The sequence below is a fragment of the Mesorhizobium sp. M1143 genome (assembly GCF_040318435.1).
GTDB lineage: Bacteria > Pseudomonadota > Alphaproteobacteria > Rhizobiales > Rhizobiaceae > Mesorhizobium.
In genome coordinates this window covers 257,403-273,058 of record NZ_JAMYMJ010000003.1, presented here as the reverse complement: position 1 = coordinate 273,058, position 15,656 = coordinate 257,403, and the positions used below count along the sequence as shown (strand labels likewise).

The 15,656-nt window shown below is 54.9% G+C and carries 14 protein-coding genes; 5 read left to right on the top strand and 9 right to left on the bottom strand.

Going from position 1 to position 15,656, the window contains the following annotated elements; all coding sequences use genetic code 11:
- Positions 1–730: 730 nt before the first annotated feature.
- The 3 genes from NKH35_RS31995 to NKH35_RS04545 all read right to left on the bottom strand — a co-directional run bounded on the left by NKH35_RS31995 (position 731) and on the right by NKH35_RS04545 (position 2,140).
- The gene (locus NKH35_RS31995; protein ID WP_502906971.1) at positions 731–853 is read right to left on the bottom strand and encodes a hypothetical protein; all 123 of its coding nucleotides are present in this window, start codon (positions 851–853) and stop codon (positions 731–733) included.
- Positions 854–1,027: 174 nt separating this feature from the next.
- Complete coding sequence (locus NKH35_RS04550; RefSeq protein WP_352913522.1) at positions 1,028–1,768, bottom strand: hypothetical protein; 741 nt, start codon at positions 1,766–1,768, stop codon at positions 1,028–1,030.
- 15 nt (positions 1,769–1,783) lie between these two features.
- Positions 1,784–2,140 carry a KTSC domain-containing protein gene (locus tag NKH35_RS04545; RefSeq protein WP_352913519.1) on the bottom strand — a complete coding sequence of 119 codons (357 nt, stop codon included), beginning with the start codon at positions 2,138–2,140 and terminating at the stop codon, positions 1,784–1,786.
- Positions 2,141–2,197: 57 nt separating this feature from the next.
- Here NKH35_RS04545 and NKH35_RS04540 point away from each other — a divergent pair, with 57 nt between their 5' ends.
- On the top strand, positions 2,198–3,358 hold the full coding sequence (locus NKH35_RS04540) for a hypothetical protein (protein ID WP_352913516.1): 1,161 nt from the start codon (positions 2,198–2,200) through the stop codon (positions 3,356–3,358).
- A gap of 97 nt (positions 3,359–3,455) precedes the next feature.
- Here NKH35_RS04540 and NKH35_RS04535 read toward each other — a convergent pair whose 3' ends face one another.
- Positions 3,456–4,064 (bottom strand): recombinase family protein, encoded by a 609-nt coding sequence (locus tag NKH35_RS04535; protein WP_352913513.1) that lies wholly within the window; start codon positions 4,062–4,064, stop codon positions 3,456–3,458.
- Positions 4,065–4,452: 388 nt separating this feature from the next.
- Here NKH35_RS04535 and NKH35_RS04530 point away from each other — a divergent pair, with 388 nt between their 5' ends.
- On the top strand, positions 4,453–4,800 hold the full coding sequence (locus NKH35_RS04530) for a hypothetical protein (protein WP_352913510.1): 348 nt from the start codon (positions 4,453–4,455) through the stop codon (positions 4,798–4,800).
- A 140-nt stretch (positions 4,801–4,940) separates the two neighbouring features.
- A complete protein-coding gene (locus NKH35_RS04525) occupies positions 4,941–5,468 on the top strand; it encodes a hypothetical protein (RefSeq protein ID WP_352913507.1) in 528 nt (175 codons plus the stop codon).
- A 57-nt stretch (positions 5,469–5,525) separates the two neighbouring features.
- On the opposite strand, the gene NKH35_RS04520 is transcribed toward NKH35_RS04525, so the two are convergent.
- Positions 5,526–5,951, bottom strand: a complete 426-nt coding sequence (locus NKH35_RS04520; RefSeq protein WP_352913504.1) for a hypothetical protein — start codon at positions 5,949–5,951, stop codon at positions 5,526–5,528.
- 453 nt (positions 5,952–6,404) lie between these two features.
- Between NKH35_RS04520 and NKH35_RS04515 the strand changes: the two genes are divergently transcribed.
- Positions 6,405–7,211, top strand: a complete 807-nt coding sequence (locus tag NKH35_RS04515) for a TIGR02391 family protein (protein WP_352913501.1) — start codon at positions 6,405–6,407, stop codon at positions 7,209–7,211.
- Between the two features lie 71 nt (positions 7,212–7,282).
- Here the strand turns inward: NKH35_RS04515 and NKH35_RS04510 are convergent, their stop codons facing one another.
- The 4 genes from NKH35_RS04510 to NKH35_RS04495 all read right to left on the bottom strand — a co-directional run bounded on the left by NKH35_RS04510 (position 7,283) and on the right by NKH35_RS04495 (position 12,148).
- Positions 7,283–8,680 (bottom strand): hypothetical protein, encoded by a 1,398-nt coding sequence (locus NKH35_RS04510; RefSeq protein ID WP_352913498.1) that lies wholly within the window; start codon positions 8,678–8,680, stop codon positions 7,283–7,285.
- Positions 8,681–9,049: 369 nt separating this feature from the next.
- Positions 9,050–9,568, bottom strand: a complete 519-nt coding sequence (locus tag NKH35_RS04505; protein ID WP_352913496.1) for a hypothetical protein — start codon at positions 9,566–9,568, stop codon at positions 9,050–9,052.
- A gap of 182 nt (positions 9,569–9,750) precedes the next feature.
- Positions 9,751–11,070: a tyrosine-type recombinase/integrase gene (locus NKH35_RS04500; protein WP_352913494.1), complete on the bottom strand. Its 1,320-nt coding sequence runs from the start codon at positions 11,068–11,070 to the stop codon at positions 9,751–9,753.
- A 667-nt stretch (positions 11,071–11,737) separates the two neighbouring features.
- A complete protein-coding gene (locus NKH35_RS04495) occupies positions 11,738–12,148 on the bottom strand; it encodes a hypothetical protein (RefSeq protein ID WP_352913492.1) in 411 nt (136 codons plus the stop codon).
- Between the two features lie 668 nt (positions 12,149–12,816).
- On the opposite strand from NKH35_RS04495, the gene NKH35_RS04490 reads away from it, so the two are divergent.
- Positions 12,817–15,504, top strand: a complete 2,688-nt coding sequence (locus NKH35_RS04490) for a caspase family protein (protein ID WP_352913490.1) — start codon at positions 12,817–12,819, stop codon at positions 15,502–15,504.
- The last annotated feature ends 152 nt before the right edge of the window (positions 15,505–15,656 follow it).

Below are 15,656 nucleotides of genomic sequence, written 5' to 3'. Positions count from 1 at the left end.
GCCCCCTGATCGCCTCATAACAATTCAAGCACAATGTTGCCGAGACTGACGACAGCGCTGCAGCGCTCGCACCACAATTATGAGTCTTGGCCCTAGTATGGGCATGGTTTTTCTCGAGTCCTCAGGACCTCAGTCTCGATCTCAATGCCGTCCAAGAGTGTTCACAGGGCAGACTGATTTACATCCGTAAAAAGTTTGACGATCCGACTACGCCACTTACAAATGGCGCGGATATGCTGACGATTTGCGATACAGAATCCCTGCAAACGACTCGACCTGAATTGCCTCATGACCTTTCAATCCGGTTCCCCGGTTGCCTTGTCTGGCGCGGCAAGGAAAGTGGTGGGCTCATTATGGTGCGCAAGAGCGATGCCGTCTGCGCCCTGCCAGATGGCAAAGGTTTGTCTGCGATGGCGCGAACGCTCGGCACTCTTCAGGAACCAGCGCCATTGGGGATTCAGTTGATCCTGTCAAACCTTGCTCGGATGACACCTTGCGGCGATTCGGGTTCCGGCCCTGATCTTCCAATTCCCTAGAACGACCCCTGGGCCGGAGCCTGCTGCGGAAACTTGATCTGCGTGGCCGGCTTCTCGACAATCACCAGGGCATCATCTGGGGCCGTACGCTGTAGCCGCTTAGCCTCCGACCATGGTGCTGTCAGCCAGGTCTCATTGGGCGGTCCTCGCCTCGGGCGAACCAGAAGTTCCAGGGCTCGGCTCCGCGAAGCTCGTCACGGGCACCACACAGCGGTTCTCCACGCCAACGTATTGCTGCAATGGCCATACTGCGGATTGCGGATGTTGGTGGTGCCGTAGTCCGCCTTGCCCTTCACCCGCTCTGTCGGCGTAGGCATGCCCAATAACAGCTTGGCAACCTCACCCTGTCCTTTCGGACCACAGCGCACAGCATGTTGGGATAGACTCTAGCGACCGCAAAAGGTTGCCCCTGATGTCCCGCATGGCGCGGGTCAACTCGCGGACGGCGTCTTGGCTGGAGGTGATGTTGTAGAGATTACACATTGTTTGGCTCAATCAGCCTCGTTCGGTCCGTAGTTGTGGAACCGTGCAGTGTCTGGATTGATGGTCCAGCCTCCGCCCCTCAACCTACTAGCTGCGTTATATCGGTGGCAGAACGTCGTGAAACGTGCTGTGTCGAAACCGTCCGTATACCAGACGCCACCCCAGACGTAGATATAGGTCTTCGTGCCCCTAATCAGTTTCGGCGGAGGGGTGCCAAAGTCTGCGCCTCGTTTAACAACGGCTCGTGGATGGACCGCACCAATTCGTTCGGCAGTTGCTTCGTTAATAGGAAACACCGCAAGTTCCCGATCGTTTGAGACGACCATATGGACGGACAATTTGACGTCCGAGGCAAAGACGTTGCCGACATTTTCGACCAATGCATGACCTATTACAGTCGGCTCAATCCGTTTCATGCGTAGGACACCACCCGGGGCTATGCTTAGGTAGGCTCTTAACTCGCGTCTGCTGGTTTCCTCGCTTTGCGTGAGCGCTGCCGTTGCTGTCCTGTCAGCACTGATCGAAAGGCGAAGTGTAAATATCAAGGCAAAAATACCGAACGCCGACAACCACACCTGCCACCAAGCCGCCGTTGCCATCGACTGCTGAACTTTGAGATCTACTGCGTTGCTAGGGCCAAATGTGAGCGCAGCAGCTACGCCGAGAAAGATCAGAACAGCAGCGGTAATTCCCTCCGCAAACGATATTGATTTCACACGGGCTTCAACGTGCCTAGCGAGCCAGTTCAAAGCCCCCTCCACTGTCTAGAACTCTGGCACCGGCTTGTCCCGGCAGCCAAACTTGCCCCCAGTCCCCGAGTCCTTGATGTTTGAATGGTAGAAGCTGCCCTTGGACTCTACGGCCAACAGCGCCGACACCGTGCCTTGGTCGATCTCGCAGTAGTGATACCAAACCTGCTTAAGCCGAATGAGCATATAGGAGTGCTCGGCGTTGTAGCAGACGCGCTTGACCACGCTGCTGTCTAACTCCCCAGTGCATTCGAACTTGGCGAGGTCCACAGGGCCCCGATACTTCACGTCCACCGTCTCAGCGAAAGCGGAAACAATAGAGCTGGGGATGACAAGTGATAGCAGCACAAGGCCGGATAGGAAGTTCCTCATGGATTCTTGTCACCTCAAGATGGTATCACGACACTTCGCGAAGCAAGGGGCGAGCACATGGCAGTGACTGACGATAAATCTGAATTGGAGGAGAGGCTAGGCCGTCTTGAATTAATTACTGCGGTTTTGGCCGCGAGTCCGTCTTTGGAGCCCGACCGGTCCGTTCTAGCAAGACTGAAGAAGGCTTTACGCTGGGATAGGCCCAATCCTCTCAATGACCCAGAGCTATACGCCCTAGCCCGAACAATTTTGAACGAACGACGTCCCTCAGAATATGGTTTCGAAGAAGATGGAACAGCAAATAACGCGGCTGGCTTCGAAGAGCCTCCGTACCGCTCTGTGCAGGATGCTCTTCTTTCGAGGCAAACGCTAAGATTGGATGATCGCATAACCGAGTTGCAGAACAAGCAGTTAGAAACCAGCCGCGAGATCCATTCCTGGCTCACAGTTCAATCTATGGGACTCGATACAAGCGACATTCCGCTGACGAGGTTCATACCGCTCAAGGTCTATCTTTCTGAGACTGAGAATGTGAGCGTGACCGAGGTAGCCGCTGCGCTGTCTTCGCTGGTTGAGGCGGTCGGTTTCGAGGTTTCGGACGAGTTCCCCGGCATAAAGGGTTCTTGGTATCAGAAATGGTTCGCAAGGACGAAAGACGTTGCGACGAGTGATGCCGTAAAAGAGAGGCTAGCTAAGGTTGAGCGTGCTCTGGAAATCAAGGGATTGGCCCTGCCACAAGCTGAGGCAGATGAAAAGCTGGCAAGTGCGGTAGAAAAATTGTCAAAGGCAACCGAACATGTTCCGTCCACTGCGATGCAGGTCGGATCAATTCTCTTCGTCAAGGTTACAAAAGACGACGCACCCGCTATACACGTTCGCACTCTAACCGCAGTCGAGATGATTCAGCTGGAGAATAACCCGGACTTACTTTCGTCGCCGCGCGACATTCTCCAAAAACTTGCGAGCCTTTGCTCTCGGCCGTCAGTTATTGGCGCTGATAGCGACCAAAACACCTTATCTCTTTCTTATGGAGGCATTGATTCCATAAAGAAATATATTGAAACTGGGAAGGGAGAGTTGCCTACTGTAGGATTAAAGGGGCTAAAGGAGGAGGATTGGCGGATTCTGGGGGGCATCTTAGCATCGAAGCCCGGTGGGTCGGATGACGACACGACCACGCCGCTGCTGGGTAGTCCAAAGCCCGAGAAGAATTCTTGAGACCGACCTCAGGAACTAGCTAGCTCGGCTTCGCCGGCTTTTCGAACGTGTGCAAGAGATGCACCCAATCGCACTGCCGAACCTATGGCACCTCCTCCTAGCCTCGCTTCGCCAGCCTCGCCAGGGTGCTCCTGGAGGCCCCGGTGGCGGCCACTATGCTGCTCCAGGACTGGCCTGCCTTGAGCATCTTGGCGATGGCTGCGTTGCGCTCCTGATCCTCGGGGCGGCCCCTATAGCGTCCCTCCTGCTTAGCCTTCTGGATTCCCTGTGCCTGCCGTCGCCGTCGGTCGTCATAGTCCTTGCGGGCGATCGCGGCGATCATATCCAGCATCATGCCATTGATGGCTTCCTGCATCCGCGCGTTAAACTCATCGGTTTCGCTTGAGGCCATGCTCCATGAGGTGGGGAGATCGAGTGCCACCACCTTCACCCGACGTTGCCTGATCTCATCCTTGAGCCGTTCCCAATCGGCTCCATTGAGGCGGCTCAAGCGGTCTACCTGTTCAATCAGGAGGGTGTCTCCCGGCTCGCAATCGGCCAGGAGGCGGAATAGCTCAGGGCGGGCCAGGGAGGCTCCGCTCTCGTTCTCTAGGTAGGTGGCGGCGATCTTGAGGCCCCGCTCCTTGGCGAAGGCTTGGAGGTCCGCCCTGGCGCGGCTGGCGTCCTGTTCCTTTGTGGAGGCGCGAAGGTATGCCCGGACAAACATGTGGAGACCCCTTTGGTAGGAATGGTCCTCGGACTTGCGTGGCCCTCGGTTCGTTTAGAGTGGTCTCCTTATTTCTGGTTCGCTTTGAGTCGTCAATGGGTATTTATCGAACCACGTCTGGGGCAGTTCGCAAAAGGTATACTCAAATCGACTGTTACGCTCACTGGCGTTCAGGCGTTGCCAGTAAGGCCCAGAGCAAGAGTGGACCGGACCCCTTTGGCACAACGTGCGAGGCGTCAATGTCAACGTCCGCCCCTCGGTTTCATCTCGCATTCACGGCCGTCCCTAGGCATTGCAATTGCTTTCCGGCTTTCTTACTGGTGACCCCAATCGGCCGGGGGGCGGTGGTATGTTGAGGCGAATCATATTTGCGGCGATATTCATAGGCTTGAGCTTTCTCGGCTATGATCAATACCGCGCCGGGTATTTCACTCGGCCAGCCATGCCAGAGGGTGCATTCTCGCTTTCTTACAAGAACGGACTGCGCGGCATATTGGTTGGCATCCCAGACGAGAAAACAACCCGTCGCTATTTGGGATTTCCCAGGGAGGTCCCGTTCTATCTGGTTGATGCTTGGTCGTTCTGCCGTGCCCCTCGCGGAGATGAGGAGCAGCATGTCTCCAAATTTATGATGGACAGGAATTGGCCCGGCGAGCGGTTCGAAGCCGTCTGTGAAATTGACGTTGAGGGCGTGCCTGTCGTACGCGGCTGGATTACCTCAGTCCCGAAGGTATAAGCGCTACCGGCATCCCCCTTTGAGGCGGGGATCAATTGATCGGCCAATATTTAGACCCAACTCGCAGGTTTCAAATCGCGCCGAAAAGGTAATAGAGTTGCCGACGCGACAACGAAAAAACGATGAGATGGGGTCAATCGATGGCTCGAACCAAGAGACTTTATCGAGCGGATAAGCGCCTTTTCAAGCGGGAAGATGCCATAACGTGCGCTGGTGAATTCGACCATCTTCAAAATCAAAATGCTCGGCAAACTACCGACTTTTTGGATGCCCTGAGGCCAGCCGGGTTTAGGAGGCGACTGGAATACCTGATGCTATTTGAAAGCGAGGAGTGTGCTAAAAACTACTTCGTCCGAATGGATAGCAGCGAACGCAAGCTCTACGAGGTTGAAGTCCTACGCGATGAAATTGTCCATTGGGGAGACATGCATCTGGTGGATCTAATCAATGCTTCGTTTTTGCGCGGTGAAGGCCCTGACCCGGCTCTCGCGAAACGATACTGGAACAGTGAGAGAACGGACCAACCATGTGTGGAGGTCTTGGTGCCGGCCGGAAAAGTTATCCGTCAAATTGTTGTTCGGCCGGCCGATGCGGCTAGACGCCTGAAGCGGCAGTACCCGGAACTTTACGCCGAAATGAGAGCCAAAGCTGGAGTACCTCCGGAATAGGTTGATTTCTCGGACTTAAGTCACCGGCAGAACGCTAACCGTGACCAACATTGGCGCTTAAGATAATCTATTGCGGGCAACCTCAACGACTGCCTCAGGGAAGCATTGAGGGTATGTCAAAATAGCGTGCTCGAAAGTCAGCTCTGCCGGCAGGGTGGCGAAGCCCATCGAAGCTCCTCGCATTACAATGTTTTCAACTGCCGACTTTAGTCCGTTACGAGAAATCGCATTTCGCGTCCTAGAGGCACGGAAACTCTTTTGCCCCTTCTCCCGCGCCTTAAGGGACTCGTACGCGCTTAGTGCCGCTTCGAGTTTAGCGGAAACCTCGGCGGGCAATTCACCTCCATACCGTCTCTTCGCCCCCTCCTCCTCGCACATTTTGACTACATCCTCCGCGCCGAGGCGCCGAGCATTGCCGAGCAGGTTCTTTAACCCGGCGTCGGTCATTGCAGCTATCTTTTCCGGCGTGTAGCTGTGCTTCATCTTCTCTGACCGTTCAAATTCTAAACTCTGCCGCCGCGCCGCCAAATAGCCGCTGCGCGGAGATCATTTGACTTTAACTTTCATCGTGGCGGTGAAGGCCTGAAATATCCGCTCGCCGCTATCATAAGCACGTAATTCATCGGACTCCAGCCAAGCGAGACCTGGGGATGTGCAATGTTTTGACCCGCAGACCATTGCCGTGTTCGGATAGCCTATCGGCTCAACTGTGACGACATACTGTCTTGTACGGCCCGTAGGTTCATGGGCTAAGCATCGAATAATTGTCATTATGACCTCTCTTGAAATGCCCTGTGGCAGATGAAATCAGACAGCTTATTCGTAAATGGACCATTTTGTGAGACTGCTACGCGCTCTCACCGTTAGCAATCCATATGAGATCGTTCGCAGCGCCTGTTGCCGCATTCACATGGCCTTGCCCTAGTGAGATTGGATATGGTCCAGTGGCGTTTGATGTTGGAGGCGGAAATCGTGAAAACGTTGGCCGAAATGCTGCCGGACCTGGACCTCCTGCTGGAGATGGAGCCAGAGGAACTCGGAGCTTTGCTGCTTTTCGTCATCCGCGAGGCCACAACGCGCAATTCAATGAGCATGGCATCGCTTACTAATATCCTCAGCAGCATTGCCACATCGGACGTAAGTGGCAACTCAGCAATCCCTATGGAGAAAAGAGACCGTGTTTTCCAGGCCATCACCGAGGCTTGGATGTGGCTTGAGGCTCAGGGCTTGCTCATACCCGCGCCGGACACCAATGGTCAAAATGGTTGGCGGAAGCTGAGCCGACGAGCCGTGAAGATTGAAAACTCTACTGACTTCTCGCGTTATTCGGCCAGTCGTTATCTCCGCAGGGAACTGTTGCATCCCCGAATGGCGAGTTTGGTATGGGCAGCCTTTTTGCGCGGCGAGTACGACGTGGCCGTATTTCAATCAATGAAAGCCGTCGAGGTCGCCGTAAGGGAGGCAGCGGGATTGGCGGAGAGCGAATTGGGCTTGTCTCTTATGCGCAAAGCGTTCAACCCCGAGCATGGAAAGCTCGCTGACCGAACAGCACAAGGGAGTGAAAAGGATGCGTTGTCCAACCTCTTTGCTGGTGCGATAGGATGTTACAAGAACACCCACTCGCATCGTTACGTTATGGTGACTGATCCTGCCTCAGCGGCAGAGGTCGTCATGATGGCAAACCAATTGCTCCGCATTGTTGACGAAAGACGCTCGGCGTTGAGCGAGAACCAAGCTGAATAGCGGGGGGCGGGGGGGGGGAACCTTGCTGCCACTGGCTCGTATACGACCTTTCAAATCTGTGACCCAAAATTTTATCGGGCGGTGCGGTGGAGGTCTGCGAACATCGTCTCAGCCATCCCGGCACAGTACAGCTCAGCGAGTTGAAGCTGGTTGAGACCATTGAGTTCCCAAGGAGGAACATAGTCCGACATCCACTCTATCAGCAGGTTTTTATCGGTGCGGTGGTAAGTACGGAAGAGAAAATCAAACGCATCAAGGGGATGCCGAAACCCTTTAGCTCTTTTCTCTGAGTGAACGCTCCGCAAAAACGAGGCAATAGGGTGTTCAGAAAAATAGTTCGGGACCGAGGAAAGCTGCTGCATGGCTTGAAAAACCTGATAGGCCTCAATGTGCAGCATTCTCGCCCGTTGCATATTGATTATGCCGCGCAGTCGCTCAGGAGGAAAATCCGCTATCTTAAATCCTGCACTGCCTACCTCATAACCAACCTTCGCCTTCGCACCCCCCACAAGCAGAGGTCTGTTTGTCACGTACAAGTAGGCCGGGGCTGCTGGGGTATCACCGACCATCATATCAATTTCCGCCTGTCGCACCTGCTCTACAAAGTGTGGAGCCCATTCCGGGACAGATTCTTTCGGTGAAATTGCTCGATTGATCTCGATAAAAATCATCCTGGGATGGTCTGCCTGTTTTAGCAGGGCATCGTAGAGCTTACCGCGAAGTCGTGGCGGTTCTGCCGATGCGCCAGCACGGGCTGAACGAGAAGTCACTGCTTTTGCTTCAACTGAGAACTTTCGGCCCGTGCCCTTGTTGGTGGCTGTGAACTCACAGTGAGACTGGCTTTTGTCCGTCTCGTCTTCAAAGGCAATTTCGAACCCTGCACGTGCAAATATTCCGATGACGTGGGCCTCGTATAATGCCCCCTCGTAGTGTTGTGCCGACTTCAAGCGCTCCAGCAGCGGTTTAGGTATTTTCTCGTTGTGAGCGCAAAGATATAAGTCATATGCGAGTGCCATCAGAGCAGCCATTGGGCCGGAAGGCTTTATCGAAAATAACCCACTACTGCCTCTACTTGAGGCCTTTTCGGCCTCCTCATACTGCGTAAATTGTTGAACGACTGGATGCCGATCTGTGAGCGGCTTACTCCGCTCTGCCTGCCACCAATCTCTACCAAAACTAATCTGAAGAAATGAAAATAGAAAATCGTTAAACGTTCGCCAATATGCCGATTTATATGTGATATTGTTGACCCTTACGTGCCTAACATCGTCTTTGACCCAGGACTCCGGTAACCTGCCGTAGCCGTACTCCCGCTTATGACTTAGTGCGATAGCGGCGTTAAAATCGCTGTTCCCCACAATGCTAGAGATCTCTTGGGCCGCTGGTGACAAAAGGTCCAAATGATTGAAATAGTGTCCGTGGCATTCTCGATGCGTCCGACCAGAACCGCATTCGCAGGCATTGGTCATGTGACCTCCACACCAAGAAACAATAAAGGCTCGATTCGTCCATGCCCCATCATAACGCAAGTTAGACACGTCATCTCGCACTACCAACTGGAAGCCGCACTGCCTCCACAAGCGCTCTCTTCGCCTTCTCCGGGTCCTGTCCCGCGTAGCGGTGCTGGGCTCTTGGACCGCTCGCTATCCGTATGGCCCACCACCCACGCGAAGGTCCACTCGTCAAACCCAGCGCCACCCGCAAGCATGGCATCAAGCGCCTTGCGGATGAACCAGCGGCGGAAGGAATGGAAGTCCACATATTGGCCTCATCGTTCGGACACTCATCTGCCCCAAGTTTGGCGATAACATTTCTGGGTAGTCGGACGAGCCCTGTAGTTATAGGCTCCGTTCAATGATTGCCCGGACTTGTTCCGCATCCATATGATCGTGCCGGCCGTCATAGGTAGACGTATCCCCGTTCCAAAGACTTGCTTTGGCGACAATCAGGACGTTGCCTCGCAGAAGCCGCACTACGACACTCGCGTCGTCTGGCAATGGAATCTCCTGGCCATCATCTTCAAAGCCGAGAACTCCATGCTCCCATATCGAGTAGTCGAGGTACTCATCATCGACTTCGACCAACTGCTCGCTCTCGGAGCGAACCGATTCATAGACGTCAGTTGGCTTCAGGCTGGCCAGTTCCATCAAAAAGAATGAGTTTGCCGGGGAACGGGCAACATATCCAAACGATAGCTTCCGTGGCTTCGCCAGATAGAAGGATCGCTCACCAGTATCGAAACGAATGCACCCGGTTTCGCGGCTGTGAGTAACCACGTCGACGTCCAGTCCTCCGCCACCGGGCAGCATCGCGTGGTTGACATTGAACCCCATGAAAGGTTGGAGGACGTCGATCATCGCATAGATGTCCGTCCACGTGGCCGATTCAGGGGCGGCCCCGAACGCCGATTTGATAGCGGCCTCCCAAGCTCTTAGGTTGTTCGCTTCGAAGTCTGACACCATTCCCGTCCCGCCCGAGTCATGAACAGCTTTATGATAGCGTACCGGGCTTGACGAGAGAAAGCTGCTCTACAACGCGCCTAAGATGGCAACTTCACGGCCTCCACAAGCGCCCTTTTCGCCTTCTCCGGGTCCTGCCCCGCGTAGCCGTGCTGGCTTAGGTCTAGGCTCTTGGCCCGTTCGCTATCGGTGTGCCCGACTACCCACGTTATAGTCCACTCGTCAAAGCCCTCTGCACCGGCAAGCTTGGCATCACGCGCCTTGCGGATGAACCAGCGTCGGAAGGAGTGGAAGTCCACGTTGCTCTTCGCCTTTTCGTTCGGGCGCTCATCCACCCCAACCTTGCGGCGATACCGTGTGAATTGCTTGGCGGCCGGATCGGAGCGCGTCTCGCGTGACTTTGGGATGGGCGGCAAATCGGCAAACAGATAGTCGCTGTCCTTCTTGCCCTCGGTGCGCCGCTTAACAATCTCCTTAAGGCCACTGTGGATCGGGACGGTACGGCGGGCGCTATCGGTCTTCCCTGCCCACACGCTGAACATCTCATCTCGGCAATCGGAAACGTGGAGCTGGCAAATCTCCTCGATCCGCATTCCGCTCAGCGCTCCAAGCGGCATCAGGTCATTGAGCAGCGGGCCGCCGTCGCCACTGAGCAGCTTGGTCACTTCCTCGTCGGTGAACGGGCGCTTGCCCTTGTCTGTTTCCGCGTCGCGTGCCTGCCTCCTCTCTGCGGGAAGCTTTTGGCCGGCCCACGGGTTCTCGCCGGCTGGCAAGTGCCCCTTGTCGAGAAGCCACGTCCAGTACTGCCTAATGAACCCTAGATAAGCCGTGGCCTTCTGCCGGCTCCTTCCCACCATCAGGGACTCAGCCAGGAACTTACCGGCGTCAACGCGCCTCACTGCCTCAAGGGCAACGGGAAGCCGACTGTCACGAAGCCACGCACCAAACCAACCTAGCACCCTTCGGAAGTCCCCTTCAGACTTCATGCGGTAGCCTTGGTGCTTCAGGAACTCGGCGGCGTGATGGTCAAGCGGTGTGACCTTTCTGCTAGCGAGGTCAAAGAATGCGTGTGCGGGACTTATGCCCTGAGTTTCCTCAATTTGCTCGGCGCGAAGCCTTATGGCGAATTGGGTGTCTTCCTCATCGCTGGAAAGCCGATGGCGGAGAGCTTCAGCCTCCAAAGGATCGTTTGTCGCCAAGACCTTCTCGGCTGCCGCTATGATGCCCTTGAGGCGCGACACCACGGGCCACTTGCGGGTATCTGCGTCTTTGAGGTCGGCGGTGTGAAGGGGATGGGTAAGCTTTCCACGGCCAATCAAATCCCGCACCCGTGCGGGCACCTTAACGCGGACCCGCCACTGCTGCCCATGCCATTCAAGATATTGCCGCTGGTTAGCCATCCCACACCCCGGTGCCCCACGTTGGTGCCCCACAGGTGAGTCTTCAAAGCCCAGAAGTCAAGGGATACAAGGGGTTCATGGTCTTGGAGGAGAGTGTCCCGCTCTCTCCGCCATATCATCAAAAAAATCAATAACTTAGATTTGAGTTACAGAACTTACCCGCCCAAAAGCCCCTCATGTAGGATGCTCTTGATTTAGACAGCATGCGACGGCATGAGACATCCAGTCGGGTTCCATTCCCATCATAAAACGATGTCATGGACCCCCATCGAGATCACTATTCTGGCAAAAGCGGTGAGCGACTACTAGGCTGAGGTGAATCCGGCCTTCTGGGTAGCGCTGTTGTGCAAATCCTGTGTCAGCTAGATTAGCACAGACCGGTCTATTCAGACTGCCCGACCGGCTGTTAGCCGGTGCCTTTTGTACGCCATGGCACGAGTTTGCGTGTCAGCGTGCGATTTTTCCCTACGCTTCGATCCCGTTAGTCTCTGCTTCCAGAGTGTCAGAGCATCAAGGGCGGAACGAAATTAGGCAAGGACGGCGGATACGCTCCGACGCGAACTGCAGCCCTCACGCGGGCTGAGCATGGTGGCAATGACGGTCCAGCCCAGCCTCATTTCCGATAAATGACTCGGCAATAGGCGGCACGCCAATCCTGAGACAGCTGTCAAGCATTGCTAATCACAGCTGTCGCCTCAGCCACCGTTTCTTTGAGCGCGATCATGTTTCTGGCCTCAACCCGATTGTTCCAATGGGCCTGGTCGACGACGGCAACGGATTTTCCTGGGTAAGCGGGTTTGCCACCTACGATCGGACTGACTTGCACTGCCGAAATACCATCCGCATTCAATGCCACCGGCGCGCCCGTTGGCAGATGGAGCATGGCGAGCCGGATGTGGGGTGCGAAGAGTGCACATATCGCTGCAAACGTCCCACGAGCAAACAGACCATTTGTCGCGTAGTCCACGAAGACGGTACCCTTAGGCTCCTCTGCCAGAAGAGCAGACCGGATCTTGATAACGGCCGTTGGGTCGACGGATGCAGGATTGCCGTTGTGGTCGGTAAGATTAATAAGCAAGGGTCCCTCCCTGAGGTTCAGTTCTTTGTTTGGGCGAAGTCCGAGACATAACTCTCAACATATGTGATGGAGTCGCGGCGCGAAGACTATTTCGCGTGAGTGAGTTCGAAAGCTGGCTACTCTCGGTGCGGATGGGTACTCGACGACGTCGACCATGCTAGCACCACTGCTCATACGGATGCATCAAATAGTTAGTGATCATTGCGTAGAAGCCGCAAAAGGTGCAGGCTGATTGCCATTCGGGCGCATAAAAAAAGGGGGTTTTGAACATGTCGGAAGCTGACGCAGCGCAATTTTTTACTTGGGGGAGTCTTCTTACTCTCGCGGGCGCCTCAGGCGCGACGTTTGTAGTGACCAATACGCTAAAGACGGCGTTTGACTTTTCACCTAAGTGGATCGGTCTCCTCATCGCGCAGATTGTATGTCTTGGGACCGCCGCCTATCTGGGGAAAAGCAGCTCAGACTACGTGATTGCGGTTTTGAACGGCTGTCTTGTCTATTTGTCTGCAGCCGGAGCATCGGTAGCGGGTGCTGCTGTTGCAAACCCCACACCGGTAGATGCCGCTGCGCGCGGCGGAAATGTTATAACTCCGAGGGACGCCGCACCCCCGCAACCTGCATCACGCTCTTTCTTTAGCTCGTGGTTTTGAGGCAGAGCAGCAAGCCGTATGCGTCAGAGTGCGGGCTCATTCGCTGAGTCGATTCGGGCCTTGGTTATCGGGGTCGGTTCGGTTGCGGAGAAAACGTTAGCCCCTCTTCCCGAATGCGTCCAAGGTGCCAATAGGGTCTTTGAAACGCTTACGGCGCAGTCGGCCTGTCGGCTGCCGCCCGCTCACGTGTGCCGCCTCACATCCTTAGAGGAAACGACACGCAATGAGATACGCGTTCAGTTGAAAAACGTCGGCGCGGCAGCCGGCTTGGACGATACTATCGTTGTCTATTTCGCCGGGCATGGCGTTGAGGCTAATAACGAATTCTTCCTGTCAACCTCACAAACAAAGTACGATGACCTCAGAGAAACCTCGATCTCTGCAGACGACATTATCGAGGCATTGGGACCAACTAGAGCAAGAGGTCTCCTGTTGATTTGCGATTGCTGCGGGGGCGCGGCGATTGCGGAGCGCTCCCCTCAGCTCTTCACACTATTAGGCGATCATTTCGAATACCGGATCGTATTGAGCGCCTCAAAGCGCGGGCAATCGTCATGGGAAGTTCGCGGGAAAGGGTCTCCCTTCACGAACCTTCTTATTGAAGCGCTACTCGGAAGATTTTCCGGGTTGGGGCACAACGGCGAAATCTATTTCAACGACCTGTTCGACTATTTGTCTAGCGAGATGGAAACGACTTTCAGCAACGAGCTTAAGGCGTTGCCACGCCAGGAACCTGTCTTCGCAGGCTCTTTTGCCAAGGATCCACTAATATTCGTCAATAGTGACGCGACCCTTAACGCCATCCGACTGAACACCAGTCGGTACTCAGCGGCTTACGTGCGCCGACGCGTGCGAACAACTCTAGTGACCTTGGGCGCCGCCGCTGCGATCCTTGTCATAGGCCTATGGACGTGGTTGGACCAGCATCACTACCTGAGTATCGAGGGGAACGGACAGGTATCCATCTACCGAGGCTATCCCGATTGGAAGCTTCTGGGGTACCCACAGTTGTTGTGGGAAACCGGCATTCGCAGCACGGACATTTCGCCGGCTTCGAAGATTGCCATGAACCACGAGTTGGTTTTCCAGAAGGACAGCGATGCTGTTGCATTGATCGCCGACCAACTCACAAGCACTGGAAGAGCTCGTTGGCTTGAGTCGGGCGGTCAGTGGGAAGAGGCTCGACGGGTGGCCGAAACCGCCCTTAGTGAAGAAAAGCTGACGAATGACGAAATTCTCGATACCCAAGAAGTAATAGTCAAGACTGCGACAGTAAACGACACTGCCGAACTCATCAGACTGGCGAAAGTAGGTAGCGATATCCGCACGGCGGTCTTAAAGCGACTACTGCAGACCGATCGACCTGCAGCCGACAAGCAGCTCGCCGATTCAGAACAGATACATTTCGACTGGGCGGAGGTGCAAACGGCTCTTCCGACGGGTTGTTCAGCTGACCTGCAACGGTATGTAGATTGGAAGCTGAAAGCAGAATGGGCCTTTGCCCCGAGAGACGCCGATTTTCTCTTGCGCACAGGATGTGTCGCGCCTGCGGTTAGTCGCGACAAAATTGACTGGTCTGAATTTGAACTAGGACAAGCATTGGTCCGAAAATATCAGAACCCCATGGCTGACGCAGCCCTTGCGTCGAGTTTTGGTGATCTACTAGCCACTTATTTTAGCCAGGTTCCGGCCTACAAACCCCTGCAAGGAGCAGCAGCCGATTTACCGGGTTTGTATCAACAGCTCGATTCCGCACTGAAGGCTTTTCTCGCTTTCCATCCGCGAGAGATGTCTTGCGACCCACGCGTTCAAGAGATTGTCGAGCGAGGCGAAGGAAGTGAACGCGGCGTCTTAGAGCCCAGCCTTGTTCAATCATACCTATTCTATTTGCTGGCCTTTTGCCCCAACGCCAAGACAGCGATCGCCTACGGCGACGACAAACTGCGCTTCACTCCGCAGGGCGGCATCGCATTTGACATCGAACCAGCAAGGTTGGAGCCAGAACTGATCAAATTGCTGTCGCAGACCGATCCGCATACAGCAGAGATGATGGCACAGGCAGAAATCCAACGTCCATGGAGGCCGACAGTTCTGATCATGCTTCTCGGGGCAATCGGGAAAAGTGACGAGGACCGCCTGATCATCGAGCGTCTCCTCAAAACCAACGAACCGGCAGTACAATTTGCGGCTCTGGTGAAGCTGTCCGATCATTGGAATGGACAATTTGTGTCGATCTCAGGTGACCATCTTTCGTCCCTTCAAGACGAAGCCATTCTAGATGTCGTTGCATTTCTAAACGCTAAGCCGGAGTTGCGAGACGAACTCATACAGCCGATTGCACACGACAACCGTCGTCCTGCTCTGCAAGGAGAACTGCGGGTACTGACCGGTACGCCAAGCGACGTAGTCAAGGAGCTAACCAATCCAGAACGAGGCAAGAGAATTGTTGCTTCGAATCTTCTCTCCTTCCGCGGCGACCTGGACGATATCCTCCAAACAGCTCAATCGTCGCCGAATGCTTTTGCAGCCTTTGTGGTCGATGACGTCAGAAAGGCTATTGGAGAGCATGCTCGGCTTATCCACGACATATCTTCGGTTGGCGTCGACGATCGAGTGTGGCGTGCAAATATTGAGCAGGATCTATCCAAAGGCGGCAAACTACTTCTTCGAAAACTGCTGGGCGTAGACGCAGCACTGGTTGAGTAAATTGACGTAGCCCAGCGCTTCCCGAACGGCTCTGAGATCGCTCGACGTTCGTCTCGAAGGACGTTTGTGCTATTCTGAGTGTGCAGAACCGCGCAAAACTGGGGCCATAGCATTGACCGCCCCGGGCACTCATGGCTTCGATCAACCAGCTC

Coding starts and splice junctions, on each gene's coding strand:
- NKH35_RS31995 (WP_502906971.1), bottom strand. CDS start 853: ATGCCTACGCCGACAGAGCGGGTGAAGGGCAAGGCGGACTACGGCACC.
- NKH35_RS04545 (WP_352913519.1), bottom strand. CDS start 2,140: ATGAGGAACTTCCTATCCGGCCTTGTGCTGCTATCACTTGTCATCCCC.
- NKH35_RS04540 (WP_352913516.1), top strand. CDS start 2,198: ATGGCAGTGACTGACGATAAATCTGAATTGGAGGAGAGGCTAGGCCGT.
- NKH35_RS04535 (WP_352913513.1), bottom strand. CDS start 4,064: ATGTTTGTCCGGGCATACCTTCGCGCCTCCACAAAGGAACAGGACGCC.
- NKH35_RS04525 (WP_352913507.1), top strand. CDS start 4,941: ATGGCTCGAACCAAGAGACTTTATCGAGCGGATAAGCGCCTTTTCAAG.
- NKH35_RS04520 (WP_352913504.1), bottom strand. CDS start 5,951: ATGAAGCACAGCTACACGCCGGAAAAGATAGCTGCAATGACCGACGCC.
- NKH35_RS04515 (WP_352913501.1), top strand. CDS start 6,405: ATGGTCCAGTGGCGTTTGATGTTGGAGGCGGAAATCGTGAAAACGTTG.
- NKH35_RS04510 (WP_352913498.1), bottom strand. CDS start 8,680: ATGACCAATGCCTGCGAATGCGGTTCTGGTCGGACGCATCGAGAATGC.
- NKH35_RS04505 (WP_352913496.1), bottom strand. CDS start 9,568: ATGATCGACGTCCTCCAACCTTTCATGGGGTTCAATGTCAACCACGCG.
- NKH35_RS04500 (WP_352913494.1), bottom strand. CDS start 11,070: ATGGCTAACCAGCGGCAATATCTTGAATGGCATGGGCAGCAGTGGCGG.
- NKH35_RS04490 (WP_352913490.1), top strand. CDS start 12,817: ATGCGTCAGAGTGCGGGCTCATTCGCTGAGTCGATTCGGGCCTTGGTT.